Source organism: Curtobacterium sp. NPDC087082, assembly GCF_044745045.1.
GTDB lineage: Bacteria > Actinomycetota > Actinomycetes > Actinomycetales > Microbacteriaceae > Curtobacterium.
In genome coordinates this window covers 664,454-681,012 of the sequence record NZ_JBIUZN010000001.1, presented here as the reverse complement: position 1 = coordinate 681,012, position 16,559 = coordinate 664,454, and the positions used below count along the sequence as shown (strand labels likewise).

General features: G+C 71.6%; 18 protein-coding genes and 1 tRNA gene. 9 read left to right on the top strand and 10 right to left on the bottom strand.

Going from position 1 to position 16,559, the window contains the following annotated elements; translation table 11 throughout:
• Positions 1–71: 71 nt before the first annotated feature.
• Genes ACIPEP_RS03250 through ACIPEP_RS03235 form a run of 4 tightly spaced genes read right to left on the bottom strand, consistent with a single transcriptional unit; the run spans position 72 to position 3,753 of the window.
• Positions 72–719: a response regulator gene (locus ACIPEP_RS03250; protein ID WP_402716488.1), complete on the bottom strand. Its 648-nt coding sequence runs from the start codon at positions 717–719 to the stop codon at positions 72–74.
• Entirely contained in the window at positions 720–1,979 is a 1,260-nt protein-coding gene (locus ACIPEP_RS03245) for a sensor histidine kinase (RefSeq protein ID WP_402716487.1), read from the bottom strand.
• 2 nt (positions 1,980–1,981) lie between these two features.
• Positions 1,982–2,845: an ABC transporter permease subunit gene (locus ACIPEP_RS03240; protein ID WP_402716486.1), complete on the bottom strand. Its 864-nt coding sequence runs from the start codon at positions 2,843–2,845 to the stop codon at positions 1,982–1,984.
• A complete protein-coding gene (locus tag ACIPEP_RS03235) occupies positions 2,842–3,753 on the bottom strand; it encodes an ABC transporter ATP-binding protein (RefSeq protein WP_070418174.1) in 912 nt (303 codons plus the stop codon). Before ACIPEP_RS03235 ends, ACIPEP_RS03240 begins: the two co-directional genes overlap by 4 nt.
• Before the next feature lie 113 nt (positions 3,754–3,866).
• Between ACIPEP_RS03235 and ACIPEP_RS03230 the strand changes: the two genes are divergently transcribed.
• Together ACIPEP_RS03230 and ACIPEP_RS03225 are read left to right on the top strand one after the other, a co-directional pair.
• Positions 3,867–4,859 (top strand): alpha/beta hydrolase, encoded by a 993-nt coding sequence (locus ACIPEP_RS03230; RefSeq protein WP_402716485.1) that lies wholly within the window; start codon positions 3,867–3,869, stop codon positions 4,857–4,859.
• Between the two features lie 40 nt (positions 4,860–4,899).
• Positions 4,900–5,451: a GNAT family N-acetyltransferase gene (locus ACIPEP_RS03225; RefSeq protein ID WP_402716484.1), complete on the top strand. Its 552-nt coding sequence runs from the start codon at positions 4,900–4,902 to the stop codon at positions 5,449–5,451.
• Positions 5,452–5,493: 42 nt separating this feature from the next.
• Here the strand turns inward: ACIPEP_RS03225 and ACIPEP_RS03220 are convergent, their stop codons facing one another.
• From ACIPEP_RS03220 to ACIPEP_RS03210, 3 genes are all read right to left on the bottom strand, one after another.
• The gene (locus tag ACIPEP_RS03220; RefSeq protein ID WP_071296008.1) at positions 5,494–5,865 is read right to left on the bottom strand and encodes a VOC family protein; all 372 of its coding nucleotides are present in this window, start codon (positions 5,863–5,865) and stop codon (positions 5,494–5,496) included.
• A gap of 95 nt (positions 5,866–5,960) precedes the next feature.
• Entirely contained in the window at positions 5,961–6,656 is a 696-nt protein-coding gene (locus ACIPEP_RS03215) for a YafY family protein (protein ID WP_071296009.1), read from the bottom strand.
• Positions 6,657–6,750: 94 nt separating this feature from the next.
• Positions 6,751–8,232, bottom strand: coding sequence for a mannitol dehydrogenase family protein (locus ACIPEP_RS03210; RefSeq protein WP_071296010.1), 1,482 nt, complete (start codon positions 8,230–8,232; stop codon positions 6,751–6,753).
• A 145-nt stretch (positions 8,233–8,377) separates the two neighbouring features.
• Between ACIPEP_RS03210 and ACIPEP_RS03205 the strand changes: the two genes are divergently transcribed.
• The 7 genes from ACIPEP_RS03205 (at position 8,378) to ACIPEP_RS03175 (ending at position 15,399) form a co-directional block, all read left to right on the top strand.
• Complete coding sequence (locus ACIPEP_RS03205; protein ID WP_139219791.1) at positions 8,378–9,016, top strand: TetR/AcrR family transcriptional regulator; 639 nt, start codon at positions 8,378–8,380, stop codon at positions 9,014–9,016.
• Positions 9,017–9,089: 73 nt separating this feature from the next.
• Positions 9,090–11,726, top strand: coding sequence for an MMPL family transporter (locus tag ACIPEP_RS03200; protein WP_402716483.1), 2,637 nt, complete (start codon positions 9,090–9,092; stop codon positions 11,724–11,726).
• 289 nt (positions 11,727–12,015) lie between these two features.
• Positions 12,016–12,459, top strand: a complete 444-nt coding sequence (locus ACIPEP_RS03195) for a MarR family winged helix-turn-helix transcriptional regulator (protein WP_402716482.1) — start codon at positions 12,016–12,018, stop codon at positions 12,457–12,459.
• Positions 12,460–12,522: 63 nt separating this feature from the next.
• Complete coding sequence (locus ACIPEP_RS03190; RefSeq protein ID WP_175473687.1) at positions 12,523–12,735, top strand: hypothetical protein; 213 nt, start codon at positions 12,523–12,525, stop codon at positions 12,733–12,735.
• A 52-nt stretch (positions 12,736–12,787) separates the two neighbouring features.
• Positions 12,788–13,882 carry an alkene reductase gene (locus ACIPEP_RS03185; RefSeq protein ID WP_092386067.1) on the top strand — a complete coding sequence of 365 codons (1,095 nt, stop codon included), beginning with the start codon at positions 12,788–12,790 and terminating at the stop codon, positions 13,880–13,882.
• A gap of 105 nt (positions 13,883–13,987) precedes the next feature.
• Positions 13,988–15,082, top strand: coding sequence for a hypothetical protein (locus ACIPEP_RS03180; RefSeq protein WP_402716481.1), 1,095 nt, complete (start codon positions 13,988–13,990; stop codon positions 15,080–15,082).
• A 56-nt stretch (positions 15,083–15,138) separates the two neighbouring features.
• Positions 15,139–15,399: a hypothetical protein gene (locus tag ACIPEP_RS03175; protein ID WP_092386063.1), complete on the top strand. Its 261-nt coding sequence runs from the start codon at positions 15,139–15,141 to the stop codon at positions 15,397–15,399.
• A 16-nt stretch (positions 15,400–15,415) separates the two neighbouring features.
• Here the strand turns inward: ACIPEP_RS03175 and ACIPEP_RS03170 are convergent, their stop codons facing one another.
• From ACIPEP_RS03170 to ACIPEP_RS03160, 3 genes are all read right to left on the bottom strand, one after another.
• Positions 15,416–15,841 carry a hypothetical protein gene (locus tag ACIPEP_RS03170; protein ID WP_402716480.1) on the bottom strand — a complete coding sequence of 142 codons (426 nt, stop codon included), beginning with the start codon at positions 15,839–15,841 and terminating at the stop codon, positions 15,416–15,418.
• The gene (locus ACIPEP_RS03165; protein WP_402716479.1) at positions 15,834–16,274 is read right to left on the bottom strand and encodes a hypothetical protein; all 441 of its coding nucleotides are present in this window, start codon (positions 16,272–16,274) and stop codon (positions 15,834–15,836) included. Before ACIPEP_RS03165 ends, ACIPEP_RS03170 begins: the two co-directional genes overlap by 8 nt.
• A 133-nt stretch (positions 16,275–16,407) precedes the next feature.
• Positions 16,408–16,480 (bottom strand) — tRNA-Arg (locus ACIPEP_RS03160).
• Positions 16,481–16,559: the final 79 nt, after the last annotated feature.

Here is a 16,559-nt window from a genome sequence, read left to right as displayed (position 1 = left end):
GGACGACAGCCGGGACTTCCCCGGGGAAGTCCGTCACGGCGGCTGGGAAGGTCCCGAGGCGGTACGGATCGTTACCGGAGGCCGTGCTCGTACGCGAAGATGACCGCGTGCACGCGGTCCCGCAGGCCGAGCTTCGCGAGGACCCGGCCGACGTGCGTCTTCACCGTCGACTCGCTCGTGTGCAGCGACGACGCGATCTCCTGGTTCGACAGTCCCCGCGCCATCGCGAGCAGCACGTCCCGTTCCCGGGGTGTGAGCGCGGCCGCGGGGTCCGGGCCGCCGTCCCCCGGATCCGGCAGCCGGGTGCCGAACAGGTCGAGCATCCGCTGCGTGACGCGGGGTGAGACGACCGCCTCACCCGAGGCCACGGCACGGATCGCGTCGAGCAGCTGCGCGGAGCTGATGTCCTTGAGGAGGAACCCGCTCGCCCCCGCTCGCAACCCGCCGAACGCGTACTCGTCGAGGTCGAACGTCGTGAGCACGAGCACGCGGGTGTCGGGGAGCTGCTCGACGATCGCGGCGGTCGCGGTGACCCCGTCGACGCGGGGCATGCGGACGTCCATGAGCACGACGTCCGGGTGGTGGGCGCGTGCCAGCTGGACGCCGGCGGCACCGTCCTCGGCCTCCCCGACCACCTCGATGTCGGGCTGGGCGTCGAGCAGGAGCCGGAACCCCGTGCGGATGAGCTGCTGGTCGTCGACGATCGCGACGCGGATCACTCAGGCCTCCTTCCGGACCGGGATCGTCGCCCGGACCTCCCAGCCGTCCGCGGGGCGCGGACCGGCGTGGACGCTGCCGCCGAGGGCGTGCACGCGCTCGCGGATGCCCACGAGCCCACGCCCGGCACCGATCTGCGGTGCGGGGGCGGTCCGTCGAGCGTCGTCCGTCACGATGACGACGACCTCGTCGGACGAAGTGGTCACGTTGGCGGTCACCGCGCGGGCACGGGGGGCGTACCGCACGACGTTCGTGAGGGCCTCCTGGACGATGCGGTAGACCGCGAGCTGCAGGGCGTCGTCGTCCGGCGGACCACCGGCGACCTCGAGCGTGACGGGGGTGCCGAGCGCGCGGAAGCCGTCGACGAGTTGCGGGAGGTCACGGACGGCCGGCTGCGGGGCGAGGGAGTCCGCAGCGTCGGCGCCGCCGCTGCCGGCACCCGGCTCGGACAGCACACCGAGCATGCGCCGCATGTCGGTCATCGCGCTCCGGCCGACGTCCGCGACGCCGCGCATCGCCGTCGCGGACGGGTCGTCGTCCGGCAGCCCCGCCGCGGCGCCCTCGGCCAGTCGGACCATGACCGTGACCGAGTGCGAAACGATGTCGTGCATCTCGCGGGCGATCCGTGCGCGTTCGGCTGCCGCAGCGAGCCGGGCCTGCTGATCGCGCTCGCGGGCGAGCTGGCGTGCCCGGTCGATGAGCGCCTCGGTGTAGCGGCGGCGGTCCCCGGTCGTCGTGCCGATCAGCACCGCGATGACCAGGAAGGCCGGCAGCGCGGGTGCGAACACCTCGCCGAGTCCACCCGATCCCGGGGCCACGACCCACACCCGGACCGCGGTGGCCGCCGTACCGAGCACGGACGCGACGGCGATGCTCCACCACCCCGCTGCCCGCGACCACCACACGCACGCGGCGAAGGCGGCGAACAGCATCGGCGAGTACCCCGCCTCGGTCCACGCCATCGCGACGACGGACACGAGCCCGGCCACGACCGTGACCTGCGGCCGGGTCCGACGGAACGGGATGCCCGCGACCGCGATGCCGACGAGGACCAGCACCACGACCGTGTTCGTGACCGAGGAGTCCGCGCGCCAGACACCGCCGATCGCGAAGGCGACCTCGGGGCCGCCCCAGAACAGGATGAGCAGGACGTCCGCCGCACGCGGGTGTCCGGCCCACCAGCGCCGGATCCGTCCGGGTGCGACGGGCAGCGTGAGGTCCCCGGCGCCGTCGTGCACGGCGTCGGGGACGGGTTCGGTCATCGTCACGCGTCCCGCTTGTGCGCCAGGACGAGTGCCGTCGCCGACGCCGCGACCACCCAGGCCGCCAGCACCGCGAATCCGCTCCACCCTCCCAAGGCTAGGACGCCGTCGTGCCAGCCCGAGGTGTCCTCGGTGCCGAACTGCATGAGCGGCTGCCCGGCGTTCTGCGGGAGCAGGTTGTTCAGCGTGCCGAGCCACGTCGCGTTCGTGAACCCCTGCACGAGCTGGACCACCACCGGGGCCACCAGCATGAGGCCGAGCACGGTGGCGATCGCCCCCGCGGTGGAGCGCAGCACGATGCCCACGGCGAAGGCGAGCAGCGCGATGAGGGTCAGGTACACCGACGCACCGAGCAGTGGCATCGCGACGCTGGCGTCGAGCGAGGCCTCGACCCCGTTCGCGTCGGCGATCGGCAGCGTCGTGAACGCCGTCGCCCACACGCTGACGGCGCTCGTGACGAACACGGTCGCGGCGAGCACGATGCCCTTCGCGGCGAGCGCCTCCCACCGCCGGGGCACCGCCGAGAACGTCGACCGGATCATGCCGGTGCCGTACTCGCCGGTCACGACGAGGGCGCCGATGACGGCCACGACCAGGACGGCGATCGTCGCACCGCTGGTGCTGTACTGCACGAGCGCGTTCCGGGCGGCGTCCCCGGTGACGGTCCGGCCCCCGTCGTCCGCCAGCGAGGCGAGCAGGACGCCGATGCCGATCGGCACGAGGACGAGGACGAGCAGGCTCCAGATCGTGGAGCGGAGGGACCGCAGCTTGATCCACTCGGAGTGCAGCACGCCCGAGAACCGGATGCGTGCGGCGTCGTGCTGGTGCAGCGTGCGGGGCCGGTCCGTCGTCATCGTGGCGCTCATCGTGCGACCTCCGACCGGTACTCGACCTCGTCGTGCGTGAGTTCGAGGTACGCCTGCTCGAGGCTCGCCTCGGTGGAGGCCAGCCGGTGCAGGACGATCCCGGACGCAGCGGCCGCCTCGCCGATCTGTTCCGCGCCGAGTCCGCGCACGTGCAGTGCGCCGTCGTCCTCGTACGTGACCGTGACATCCGGACCGGCGATGGCGGTCATGAGCCGGTCGGGCTCCGGCGTCCGGACGGAGACGGAGCGCTCGGTCGAGGACGCGACGAGGTCGGCGAGGTCCGTGTCGGCGAGGACCCGGCCGCGGCCCATCACGACGATGCGGTCCGCGGTCAGCGCCATCTCGCTCATCAGGTGGCTCGAGATGAAGACCGCACGGCCCTCGGCGGCGAGGCTCCGGGCGAGCTGCCGCACCCACACGACGCCCTCGGGGTCGAGGCCGTTGACCGGCTCGTCGAGGATGAGCGTCTGCGGGTCGCCGAGGAGCGCCGCGGCGATGCCGAGCCGCTGCCCCATGCCGAGGGAGAACCCACCGACGCGCTGCTTCGCGACCCGCTCGAGACCGGTCATGCCGATGACCTCCTCGACCCGGGCCTTCGGGATCCGGTGCGTCGCGGCGAGGGCGCGCAGGTGGTCGTACGCGCTGCGGCCCTTGTGCACGGCCTTCGCCTCGAGCAGCGCCCCGACGCGGCGGAGCGGGTCGCGGAGCTCGCGGTACGGGCGCCCGTCGACCACGGCGCTGCCCGAGGTCGGGCTGTCGAGGCCCATCACGGCCCGCATGGTCGTGGACTTGCCGGCGCCGTTCGGGCCGAGGAAGCCGGTGACCACCCCGGGGCGGACGGTGAACGACACGTCGTCGACGGCGACCTTCTCGCCGTAGCGCTTCGTCAGGTTCTGGATCTCGATCATGCGGCAACCGTACGGAGACCGCACCCGCCCGCACATCGGCACCGGAACCGATCTCCGGGCGCGCTGCGTGGTACCCCGGTACCACGCGGAGGGGCTCCGGATACGCTCGACGGATGGCGGACCACGGGTGGCGCGAGGACGTCCTCGGGGCGCCGTTCGAGTGCCTCGAGCTCCCGCTCGGCGAGGACCACGAGGGTCCGGTGGTGGCGACGCTCGTCCGACGACGCCGATCCGCCGCGGACCTCCTGCTGCACGCACGCGGTCCGCTGCACGGCGTCGACGTGCTGTACGTGCACGGCTGGTCGGACTACTTCTTCCAGGTCGAGCTCGCGGAGCGCGTCGAGCGGCTCGGTGCCCGGTTCCACGCCCTCGACCTGCGCAAGTACGGGCGGAGCCTGCGACCGCGGCAGACCCCGGGGAACGTCGACGACCTCGCCACCTACGACGAGGACATCGCCGCCGCGCTCGACGCCATCGCCGCGGAGCACCACGGCGAGACCGGTCGTCGGCTCGTGCCGATGGGCCACTCGACCGGCGGTCTGACCCTGTCGCTGTGGGCTGCCCGGCACGCCGACCGGATCGACGGTCTCATCCTGAACAGCCCGTGGCTCGAGTTCCAGGCGAGCGCGGTCGGCCGTGCGATCGTGGCGCCGGTCATCAAGCTCGGCGCCCGTCGGAACCCGCTCGCGCCGATGCCCGCCGTCGACCCCGGCTTCTACACCCGCACGGTGTCCGCCGCGGGCGAGGGCTCGTGGACGTACGACCAGCAGTGGCGACCCGACCGGGGCTTCCCCCTGCACCCGAACTGGCTCGCCGCGGTGTTCGACGGCCAGGCCACGGTCGAGGCCGGACTCGACCTCGAGGTGCCCGTGCTCGTCCTCCTCAGCGACAAGAGCATGCTGCAACCCCGGTGGGACGACGGGATGGCGCGGGCGGACGTCGCGCTCAACGTGGACGTCGTCGCGCACCGTGCCCTGTCCCTCGGCAGCGAGGTCACGGTCCGACGCCTGCACGGCGCCGTGCACGACGTCGTGCTCTCCGCCCCCGAGGTCCGCGAGCGCGCCTACGACGCGATCGGCCGCTGGGCCGCCTCGCTCCCCCGCTGAACACGACGCCGCTGAACACGACGCCGCTACCCTGATCGCCATGTCCTCCGTCTCACTCGTCCGGCTCGACCCGACCGGCGCCGACCGCGCCGACCTGATCGCGTTCCTCACCGGCGAGGAGTTCCCGTTCCACGTCCGGCGCACCATCCCCCGCGCCGACGCCGAGGCCGCCGTCGACGCCGGTGCGTACCGCGACGACGAGCACGACACCTCTTGGTTGGAGCACGACGAGCTCGGCCGCGTGGGGATCGTCCGGCTCGAGGACCTGGCCGACCCCGTCCCGCTCTTCGACCTCCGGATCGCCGGTCGGTTCCGCGGGCAGGGCCTCGGCGTCCCGGCACTCCGCGCGACGACCGACCACGTGTTCCGCACCCTGCCCGAGGTCACGCGCTTCGAGGGGCAGACGCGCGAGGACAACGTCGCGATGCGGCGCGTGTTCGTCCGCGCCGGCTGGGTGAAGGAGGCGCACTACCGCGAGGGCTGGCCCGTCGAGGGCGGACGCCCCGTCGCCTCGGTCGGCTACGGCGTGCTCCGCCGCGACTGGGAGACGGGCGCGACCACGCCGGTGCCGTGGGACGACGACGAGCGCTGACCGTCGCGGTTCGCGATCACCGGGGTCGACGAACCGGAACGGTCACGCGGGACGGCTGAACAGGTTCACCAGCGTGCCGTCCGGGTCCCGGAGGATCGCGGACCGGTTGCCCCACGGCATCGTCGTCGGCGGCAGCACCACGTCGGCGGGACCCACCTGCAGGCGGTCGAACGTCGCGTCCACGTCCGCCACGAGGAACTCGACGATCGCGCTGCCCGCCGCACCCGCCCGAGGCGCGTCGACGCCGAGCACCGCGACCGTCGCCGGCGTCCCGAGCGCGAGCACGAGGCCGCCGGTCACGATCTCCGCGAAGACCGGAGCCGGACGTCGGGCGGTGGTGCCGGTGACGCGCTCGTAGAACGCCACCATCCCGTCCAGGTCGTCGGTGATGATGCGGATCGATGCGAACTCCACGGTGTGCCTTCCCGGGTGACCACCGTGGCCACCCGGGGTCGAGCATCCTCGCCGTCCGCGACACCGTCCTGTCGGGGTTTCCGCGGATCTGTCCGTCAGTCCCCGAGGACGGGTCGGAGCACCCCGTGCGGGATGTCGAGCTCCTCGGTCCGGACGACCCGCGGCGGCGCGACCTCGTCGGTCTCCTCGACGGCCAGCACCCGGTCGCCGCGGAACGCCCGGACCCCGTCGCGCAGTCGGCACCAGGCGACGAGGTACCAGTCCTCCCCCTTGCCGACGTACCCGAGCGGCTCGACCGTGCGGTCGGTCTCGGTGCCGGTCGCGTCCCGGTACCGCATCCGCACCACGCGTCCGCCGGTGAGCGCCCCCGCGAGTGCGACGGGTGCCGGGGCCCGGTCCCCCGCCTCGAGCAGGAGCACTCGTGCCGCGAGTCGTGCCGTCCGACGGGCGTCGTCCTCGGCGAGCACCGCGGTGACCTTGCGCGCCGCGCTCCTGGCGGCGTCGCGGAAGGGGCTCGCACCGAGGGTCCCGAGGCCGATCGCCACGGCGAGCGCCTCGTCCACCGTGAGCCCGAGGGGCGGGAGCGTCGCGCGGGCGTCGATGGTGTACCCGCCGGTGCGTCCGGGCTCGGACCAGATCGGGAGGCCGGCCTCCTGCAACGCCCGCAGGTCCCGTTCGACGGTGCGGACGCTCACCCCGAAGTGCTCGGCCAGGCGACGAGCGCTCCGTCGGCCGGGTGCCGCCGCGCGCAGCTCCTCGACGAGCGCGTACAGGCGGTCGGTCCGGTTCACGACGCGACCCTAGCGCCCTGGACGCACCACGGGACGGGCCAGGAGGCGCGGTGCGGCCTGGCACCGCGCCTCCTGGACCGTATCCGGTCGCGTCTCAGGAACGCGACAGGCGCGTCACCGTCGCGTGGGCACCGTCCGCGATCAGCCCGTCGAGGGCGTCGCGGTAGGCCGTGACGAACCGGTCGTCGTCCACGAGGTCCCCGAAGACCTGGCGGTTCCGGATGAAGGCGAGCCGGTCGTCCCGCTGCGTGAGCGCGATGCGGTGCAACGGCTCGGCCAGCCGGTCGACGATCTGGATCGGCTCGCCGGACTCGTCGGTGCCCTCGTCGTAGCGTGCCCACGAGGCCACGATGCCCGCGGACAGGGTGACGGGTCGGTCGGCGGCGAGGTTCTCGCGCACCACCGGCAGCAGCCACTTCGGGATGCGGTCGCTCGACTCGGCGCAGAGCCGGGCGAGGGTGTCGCGGACCTCGGGGTTCTGGAAGCGCTCGATGAGGGTGGACTTGTAGTCCTCGAGGTCGATGCCGGGCACCGGGTGCAGGGTCGGCGTGCCCTCCTCGTCCATGTACCGGCGCAGGAAGGTCGCGATCGCCGGGTCCTGCGTGGCCTCGTGCGCGTAGCGGTACCCGGACAGGTACCCGAAGTAGCACAGGCCCTGGTGGCTCGCGTTCAACAGCCGCAACTTCATGAGCTCGTACGGCTCGACGTCGTCGACGATCTGGACGTCGGCCTGCTCGTACGGCGGCCGGCCCGCGGGGTGGTCGTCCTCGAGCACCCACTGGAAGAACGGTTCGGCGACGACGGGCCAGGCGTCCTCGATGCCGAGCTCGTCACGGACCCAGGCGCGGTCCTCGTCGGCGGTGACCGGGGTGATCCGGTCGACCATCGAGTTCGGGAACGAGACGTGCTCGTCCATCCAGTCGGCGAACGCCGGGTCCTGCAGCCGGGCGTAGGCGGTGAACATCTCGCGGGCGACGTGCCCGTTCCCCTGGATGTTGTCGCAGGACATCACGGTGAAGGGCTCCAGCCCACGGTCCCGCCGGCGCCGCAGGGCCTCGACGACGAGTCCGAACACGGTGTGCGGCGGGCCGTCGCCGCGCAGGTCGGCCGCGACGCCCGGCTCGTCGGCGACGAACTCGCCGGTGACGTGGTCGAAGTTGTAGCCACCCTCGGTGATGGTCAGGCTGACGATCCGGGTGTCCGGGTGCGCCATCTTCTCGACGACGGCGTCGGGGTCGTCGACGGCGAGCAGGTAGTCGACGATGCTGCCGATCACGCGGGACTCGCGGGTGCCGTCGGGGTGCTTGAGGACGAGCGTGTACAGCCCGCCCTGCTCGGCCATCGCCGTGGCCATCCGACGGTCCTGCTCGAGCACGCCGACGCCGCAGATGCCGTACTCGCGGGCCTCGCCCTGCTGGAGCAGCCGGTCGATCACCATCGCCTGGTGCGCCCGGTGGAAGCCGCCGACGCCGAAGTGCACGATGCCGGCGGTGATCCCGTCGCGGTCGTAGGTCGGGACGGCGACACCGCTCGCGGCGATCTCGTCGAGGTGCTGCGGGGACAGACGGACGGGCATCGGGTACTCCTTCGTACGGCGGACGTGCTCGCCCAGTCAACCACGTGCACATCTGTTCAGAACCACGGTTCCTGCCGGGGTACGTACCTGAAGATGCTCTCCACATCGTTGCACCGAGTGCATCGATGCACCTAGTGTCGTGGCCGTGACTCTGTCGATCGACCGCCGTGCTGCCCTCAAGGCGAAGCACCGTGCGGCGATCCTGCAGGCCGCCCGCGACCTCGTCGAGGAGCGCGGGGGCCGCGGGTTCAGCGTCGAGGACCTCGCCTCACGGGCCGACATCGCCCGCCGGACCGTGTTCAACCACTTCGGGTCCCTCGACGAGGTCCTGCTCGCCGTCTGCGAGCAGGAGCTCTCGGTCATCATCGACCGCTTCCTCGCCGACATGGCGAAGACCCCGGTCGGCGACGGTAGCCGGTCGTCGATGTTCGACGAGCTCGAGTCTGCCGCCCGCGGTGCCGACCTGGCGCCCGCGATCGCCGGGATGTACCGGATCCTCGGCGACCCCGGCAAGGACGACCCCAAGGCCGCGGTGCTCACGCAGACCGCCTTCGCACGGGTCACCGAACGACTCCGCGACGAGGTCGCCCGACGCCACCCGGCCGCCGACGCCCTCGACGCCGCACTCCTCGTCGAGTCCCTGATGAGCGGGATCGTCGTGATCGCCGAGCACTGGCTCACGACGACCGGACCCCGCCTCGACCAGGACGCGCTCGACGACTGGGACGCCCTGCTCGCACGACTCGTGCACAGCGTCCGCAGCGGCTACATGGCCGACGACTGACACTTCCCTCCCAGGGGTCCACCGGCGCACCCCGCTCCACAGCAGCTGACAACGAAAGGATCGGGGCAACCGCATGGCCGGTCTCCTCTACCGTCTCGGACGGTTCTCCGCACGACGCCACTGGCTCGTGATCATCGCGTGGGTGGTGATCATGGGCATCGCGGGTGTCACGTACTCGCTCTTCGCCGGCACCATCTCGTCGTCGATCACGATCCCGAACACCAAGACGAGCCAGGTGCAGGACGAGCTCGCCGACAAGTTCCCGTCCGCGAACGGCGGCACCGGCACGATCGTCTTCGAGACGACGAACGGCAAGGCCTTCAGCGACGCCCAGAAGTCCGACGTCGCCGACTTCCTGCAGAAGGTCGAGAAGCTCGACGGCGTCAAGGGCGCCACGAGCGGGTTCGACACCCAGCAGCAGCTCGACGACCAGCGGCAGAAGATCGTCGACGGCCGCGAGCAGATCACCGACGGCCGTGCGCAGATCGAGAGCGGCCAGGAGGAGCTCGACGCGCAGAAGTCGCAGTTGGCGTCCGGCAAGGAGCAGATCGCCAGCGCGCAGGCCCAGCTGAACGCGCAGAAGGCCCAGGCCGAGGCAGCGGGAGGTGCCGCGGCGGCGGCCGCCCAGACCCAGCTCGCCCAGGCACAGGCACAGATCGACGCGCAGCAGCAGCAGATCACCTCGGGCGAGCAGCAGATCGAGGCCGCACAGCAGAAGATCGACGACAACACGAAGAAGCTCGACGACAGCGAACAGGAGCTCGAGCAGGGCTCCAAGCTCCTCGACCTGTCGAAGGACATCCGCTTCGTGTCGTCGAACGGCAGCGCCGTCATCGGCACCGTGCAGTTCACGAAGTCGACCTACGAGGTCCCGGCCGACACGAAGACCCAGATCGCGGACGACGCCGAGGCGGCCGACATCAGCGGCGTCGACGTGTACGTCTCGAACGACATCGCCCAGGGCGTCCCGTCGATCCTCGGCCCCGGTGAGATCGGCGGCGTGATCATCGCCGCGATCGTGCTGTTCCTCATGCTCCGCACGATCATCGGCGCCGCCGTCCCGCTCGTCTCCGCCGTGCTCGGCGTCGGCGTGGCGTCCCTCGCGGCCCTGTCGTTCTCGAGCCTCGTCGAGTTCATCTCGGTCACGCCGGTGCTGGGGGTGATGCTGGGCCTGGCGGTCGGCATCGACTACTCGCTCTTCATCCTCAACCGACACCGGACCCAGCTGAAGCAGGGCATGGGCGTGCACGAGTCCATCGGGCTCGCGAACGGCACCTCCGGCAACGCCGTGGTCTTCGCGGGCGCGACCGTCATCGTCGCGCTGCTCGCCCTGAACATCACGGGCATCCCGTTCCTCGGTCTGATGGGCACGGTCGGTGCGGTCGCCGTGTTCTTCGCGATCCTCATCGCGACGTCCTTCACCCCGGCGCTGCTGTCGCTCATCGGCATGCGGATCCTCCGGAAGAAGGAGCGCGCGAAGATCGGCAACACCGACTCGACCCGCGTCCCGAACAAGCCGATGTCGACCTGGCGCGCGGTCATCACGCTCGTCGCCGGCGTCGCGGTGCTCGGCACCATCGCCCTCCCCGCCACGCAGATGCGCCTCGGCCTGCCGACGGGTGCGTCGGAGTCCGTGGAGTCCAGCCAGTACAAGGCGTACAAGGCCCTCGACGACGAGTTCGGTGCCGGCCAGAACGGGCCGCTCCTCGTGGTCGCCACCCTGCCGGACTCGGTCAGCGAGGACGACGTCACCGCGACCGAGGTCACCATCGGTGAAGCGATCGCGAAGAACGACGATGTGAAGGCCGTCCTGCCGATCGGCGCCTCGAAGGACCGCGACATCATCGCGTTCCAGGTGAAGCCCGCCGGTGGCCCGGACAGCGTCTCGACCGAGACCCTCGTGAAGGACCTCCGCGAGCAGACCGTCTCCACCGACGACGGGAAGGTCACGCTCGGGGTCGCCGGCAACGCGTCCGCCAACATCGACGTGTCCGAGAAGCTCTCGAACGTGCTGCCGCTCTACCTCGTGGTGGTCGTCGGCCTGTCGCTGATCATCCTCATCATCGTGTTCCGGTCGTTCCTCGTGCCGATCACCGCGACGGCCGGTTTCATCCTGTCCGTCCTGGCGTCGTTCGGTGGCCTGACCGCGATCTACCAGTGGGGCTGGCTCGGCAGCGTGTTCGGGGTGCACGACCCCGCACCGATCCTGAGCTTCCTGCCCATCATCGAGATCGGCATCCTGTTCGGGCTCGCGATGGACTACCAGCTCTTCCTGGTGTCGGGCATGCGCGAGGCGTACGCCCACGGAGCCTCGGCGAAGGTCGCGGTCCAGCGGGGCCTGCACGCCGGTCGCGCGGTGGTCACGGCGGCCGCGATCATCATGATCTCGGTGTTCGCGGGCTTCATCTTCTCGGACTCCTCCACCATCAAGCCGATCGGCTTCGGCCTGGCGTTCGGTGTGCTGGTCGACGCGTTCGTCGTCCGGATGCTGCTCATCCCGGCCGCGATGCACCTGCTCGGCGAGAGCGCGTGGTGGTTCCCGAAGTGGCTCGACCGGATCGTGCCGGACGTCGACGTCGAGGGCGCCAAGCTCGAGCGGTCGCACCCGGCCGGTGGGCACGAGAGCACCCACACCGGGTCGCACGCGCTCCCCGTGGAGCCGGACGCGAACGCGCACGAGTCGGGGCACCCGCCGGCGCACCGCGCGTAGGCACGACGCGACCACCCAGGAGGCGCGGGTCGACCCACACGGGTCGGCCCGCGCCTCCTGTGCGTCGCGGCCGGCGCCCGTCTGCCGAGCCGGAACGACATCGCCGATGTCGTACGACCGCGACGACGTCGCAATCCCGCGCTCGCAAACGTTGCACGCGCGTTCCGACGACATCGCCGATGTCGTACGACCGCGACGACGTCGCAATCCCGCGCCCGCAACCACGCGACCGAGCACCGCGCGCGCCGACCCCGCCCGCTCGTTCGTACACGAACGGTAGGATGGGCGGATGACCGAGACCGACGTCGACCCGCTCGCCCTCGACCGACAGCTCTGCTTCGCGCTCGCGGCGACGAGCCGCAGCGTCATCGGGCTCTACCGCGACCTGCTCGAACCCATGGGCCTGACGCACCCGCAGTACCTCGTCATGCTCGCCCTCTGGGAGCTGGACCCGCGCTCCGTCCGCGAGATCGCCCGCGAACTCCGGCTCGACTCGGCCACACTCAGCCCGCTGCTCAAGCGTCTCGAGGCCTCCGGCTACGTCCGCCGCACCCGGAGCACCACGGACGAACGCCAGCTCGAGGTCTCCCTCACCGTCGCCGGGCGCTCCCTGCGCGAACAAGCCCGGGCGGTTCCGCTCGCCGTCGCCGACCGCCTCGGCTGGCCGCTGGAACGCCTCGAAGCACTGAAGGACGAGCTCACCGAACTGCTCGAACGCGTCGACACCGTGTGATCGGCCGTGTGCCGCGAAGCCGTTCGTGGCACAATGGTTCGTGTACGAACGAAAGGACGGACCGTGGGTCGCTTCGGACAGTGGTACGAACGGTGGAACAGCACGCTCATCGCCAAGATGGGCCCGTCGCAGATCGGCGCCGGCCACCCCGAGGGCATCGACGACCGCACGATCGACCGCGGTTGCCCGATCTGCGGCCAACCCCTCTCCCAGCACCAGGTGATCCGCCCCGAGGGGCAGGTGCGCTCCTCGACGCTCGTGTGCCCCCGAGCCTGACGATCCGCCCCGAGCGGGAATTGCACCCGGCAACACGTCGTTCCACCCGGGCGTGAAGCTCTTCGAACCCGCCGACTTCGGCGCACTCCCCCTGTCGAACCGCATCGTGATGGCGCCCCTCACCCGCACGCGCGCCGGTGAGCACGGCATCCCGAACGACCTGCTCGTCGAGCACTACGCCCAGCGCGCCGGCCTCGGGCTCATCGTCACCGAGGGCACCTGGCCCGTGCAGGAAGGCCGCTCCTACCCCGGGCAGCCCGGCATCGAGACCGACGAGCAGATCGCCGGGTGGCGCCGCGTCGCCGACGCCGTGCACGCCGAGGGCGGTCGCATCGTGATGCAGCTCATGCACGGTGGCCGGGTGTCCCACACCGCCATCTCCGGCACGCCGCGCATCGTCGCCCCGTCCGCGATCGCCGCGCCCGGGCAGACCCACCTCCCCGACGGCTCGAAGGCGGACATGCCCGTCCCCCACGCGCTGACCACCGACGAGGTGCGCGAGGCCGTCCAGGGCTTCGTCCGCGCCGCCCGCAACGCGATCGCCGCCGGACTCGACGGCGTCGAGGTGCACGGGGCGAACGGCTACCTCGTGCACGAGTTCATGTCGGCAGCGTCGAACACGCGCACCGACGAGTACGGCGGGTCGCCCGAGAACCGCGCCCGCTTCGCGATCGAGGTCACCACGGCCGTCGCCGAGGCCATCGGCGCCGACCGCACCGGCATCCGCCTCTCCCCCGAGCATGGCATCCAGGGCGTCCTCGAGAGCGACCCGGCGGACGTCCACGCGGTCTACACCGCCGTCGCCGAGGGCCTCGCGCCGCTGGGCCTCGCCTTCGTCGACATCCTGCACGCCGAGCCGACCGGCGACCTCGTGCAGCACATCCGCCGGACCGCGGGCGCCCCGTTCATCGCCAACTCCGGCTTCAGCGCGCTGACCACCCGTGACGAGGCCATCGCCCTCGTCACGCAGGGCCACGCGGACGCCGTGGGCGTCGGTCGCGCGGCGATCGCGAACCCGGACCTCGCGTACCGCTGGGAGCAGGACACCGAGCTGAACGAGCCGCGCCCGGAGCTGTTCTACGGCAACGGCGCCGAGGGCTACACCGACTACCCGACGCTGGCCGAGGTGCGCGCGCAGGTCGCGTAGTCGACGCGTCATGCTGTCGGACGGGAGGCGCGGGGCCAGCTGGCACCGCGCCTCCCGTCCGTCTGCCACCCGGTAGGGTCGTGAGGTCGCGAACCGGGGGGAACCGTGCAGGCACTGCGTACACCGATCGACACCACCGCCCTCACCGAGCCGGTCCGACGCCGCGACGCGCGACGGACCTGGAAGACCCTCGTCGCCGAACACCCCGAGGCGCGCGACCTGGTCGGACTCGTCCGACGGATCGTCCTCGGCGCCGGAGCACTCTGCCTACCGATCGGCCTGCTCGCGTTCGCCCTCGTCATCACCGCCACCGTCGCCGAGGGCGGCGAGGACGTGGCGACCGCCGTCCTCGTGCAGAGCGTGATCGGCGCCTTCCTCGGCCTGGCCGGGGTCCTCTGCACCTGGGCGTGGATCCGGGTGCGGCGCCGACGCCCGCGGAAGCGGGTGCACCACCGCCTCGCCCGGTTCGCGGCGGCGAACGGCATGACCTACAGCCCGGGGCCGACCGGGACACGTCGTGACGCCCCGCTCCGTCGACGCGGCGCGCTGAACTGCTACCGGGTGCTCCGGACCCCCGGGCCCCGAGGCCTGGAGTTCGCGAACCACGAGCTCGTCCGGTCGACCATGACGAACACCTCGCCGGCGTTCGGCGGGTACTGCGCGATGCGTCTGCCGGTGGCGTTGCCGAACATCCTGCTGCGGTCCGAGGAGGGCCCTCGACGCCCGCTGCACACCTCGTCGGTCGTTCGTGGCTCGCAGGTGCTGTCGTTGGAGGGCGACTTCGACCGGTACTTCCGTTTGTACTGCCCCGCCGGGTACGAACGCGACGCGCTGTACCTGTTCACGCCGGACGTGATGGCGCGGCTCGTCGACCACCTGCGGGGGCTCGACGTCGAGATCGTGGACGACTGGATGTACCTGATCAGCGCCCGTGACCTGATCACGGACCGACCCGAGCGGTGGGAGGCCCTCGCGGCGGCGGTCGACGCCCTCGACGACCGGGTCGAGCGCTGGGCGCGGTGGCGGGACGAGCGCTCGGAGGTGGCTGTCTCCGCCGATGACGGCCCGGTCGTGCGGGTGCGGGAGGTCGCGAAGCCCGGGCGGCGGCTCCGGACGACCTGGGGCGCCGGGACGGTGCTCATCGTCGGGACGGTGACGCTCGGGTTCGTCGCGCTGATCGTGGCGATCAACCTGCCCTGACCGGGCTCCGCGGCGTCCGCGGCGTTCCTGTGCAGACGCTCCGGTACGGTGGTCCCGTGAACAACGGGTGGCGCGACGGTCTCTTGGTCGTGTGGATCATCTCCCTGCTGGCGGCGATCGGGCTCTGGGTCTCGGCGATCGTCATCTTCGGCAAGGGACCGGACTCGGTCGAGCTCGTGCCGCTCGCGGCGTCGCTCGCCGGCGCTGCTGCCGTGGTGAGCTTCTGGTGGTTCGTGTCGCTGCTCCTGTGGCTCGCGGTGAGCGCGGTGGTGCGGGAGCACGAGAAGGACCGGCAGCAGGCGGCGCGCCTGCGCTGACGCGGCAGCCCCGCGGTCAGCGGGCGGCCACGATCTCCACCTGACGTGCGGGCAGAGCGCTGCGCGACGCGGTCGCGAGGCGAGCCGGCAGGACGACACCGCCAACCCGGTGTGCGAGGTAGTCGACGAACGCCCCGACCGTGCTGTCCGAGCTCGGCTGTTCAGCTGCCGACCGCATGTCATCGGCGGACCGGACGTCGAGCGCGCCGTCGACGTCCATCACGGCGACGCGACGAACACCACTGCCCGTCTTCACGAAGACGTTCGCGTAGCCGCCCACCGCCTCGATCCGCCGCAACAGCACCGGGAGACGTTCGTCCGCCAGGGCCACGACGACCGGCGTGCTGCCCTCGACGTCCACGACCTCGAGTTCGACGGCCGCGAAGTCGCCGACTGCGAGCGACCGGTTGATCTCCGCACGGAATGCGTCCAGCTCAGACATCGCGCTCGTCCCTGCCCTTCATGTCCCGGATTGTAACGGCGTACCGCATGGCCTGGTCCGATGCCACGGCGAAGAGTGCGGCCACGTCATCGGCTCTGTGGACCGGCCCGATGCCGCTGACCTCGCCCGAGGTGTGGTGGAGGTGGACGTACCCGTGGCAGCAGTCGACACGAGCAGCTTCGATCCACTCCCCGTCGATGTCGAGCGTGTGGACGAGGATGGCGAAGTCGACCAGCCTCCCGCCGCTCCGGAAGAGCCGGTGGTCGACCCGGACGGTGTCGGCGTCGTCGACGCTCTGGTACCAGGAGCGCTCGGTGCAGGTGGACCGGTCCGGCGGCCGGTACTCGCCGCGTGTCTGGTCGGCGGTGACTCGCTCTGCCGTGGCACGCGCACGACGCTCATCTCGCCGCTGCTGCTGGGTGCGCCGTGCCATGGGCACGAACCTAGACAGCACGGAGATCGGGCTGCAAGGAGTTCGCATGCGAACTCGCGTTGCGGCCGCTCTGCCAACACGACGAAGGCCCCGTCGCAGTGCGACGGGGCCTTCGATCGGTTCGGTGGTGCAGTGCGCTCGAAGGGACTCGAACCCCCAACCTTCTGATCCGTAGTCAGATGCTCTATCCATTGAGCTACGAGCGCGTGGCCTTGCGGCCGTGGAAGACTCTACAACAGCTGCGGCCCCGAACGCCAATCGAGGCCGCCCCGAGCCGGCCCTCGG

Excerpts from the sequence above, each read along its gene's own strand:
- ACIPEP_RS03245 (WP_402716487.1), bottom strand. The coding sequence starts at position 1,979 with ATGACCGAACCCGTCCCCGACGCCGTGCACGACGGCGCCGGGGACCTC.
- ACIPEP_RS03240 (WP_402716486.1), bottom strand. The coding sequence starts at position 2,845 with ATGAGCGCCACGATGACGACGGACCGGCCCCGCACGCTGCACCAGCAC.
- ACIPEP_RS03235 (WP_070418174.1), bottom strand. The coding sequence starts at position 3,753 with ATGATCGAGATCCAGAACCTGACGAAGCGCTACGGCGAGAAGGTCGCC.
- ACIPEP_RS03230 (WP_402716485.1), top strand. The coding sequence starts at position 3,867 with ATGGCGGACCACGGGTGGCGCGAGGACGTCCTCGGGGCGCCGTTCGAG.
- ACIPEP_RS03225 (WP_402716484.1), top strand. The coding sequence starts at position 4,900 with ATGTCCTCCGTCTCACTCGTCCGGCTCGACCCGACCGGCGCCGACCGC.
- ACIPEP_RS03210 (WP_071296010.1), bottom strand. The coding sequence starts at position 8,232 with ATGCCCGTCCGTCTGTCCCCGCAGCACCTCGACGAGATCGCCGCGAGC.
- ACIPEP_RS03200 (WP_402716483.1), top strand. The coding sequence starts at position 9,090 with ATGGCCGGTCTCCTCTACCGTCTCGGACGGTTCTCCGCACGACGCCAC.
- ACIPEP_RS03195 (WP_402716482.1), top strand. The coding sequence starts at position 12,016 with ATGACCGAGACCGACGTCGACCCGCTCGCCCTCGACCGACAGCTCTGC.
- ACIPEP_RS03170 (WP_402716480.1), bottom strand. The coding sequence starts at position 15,841 with ATGTCTGAGCTGGACGCATTCCGTGCGGAGATCAACCGGTCGCTCGCA.
- ACIPEP_RS03165 (WP_402716479.1), bottom strand. The coding sequence starts at position 16,274 with ATGGCACGGCGCACCCAGCAGCAGCGGCGAGATGAGCGTCGTGCGCGT.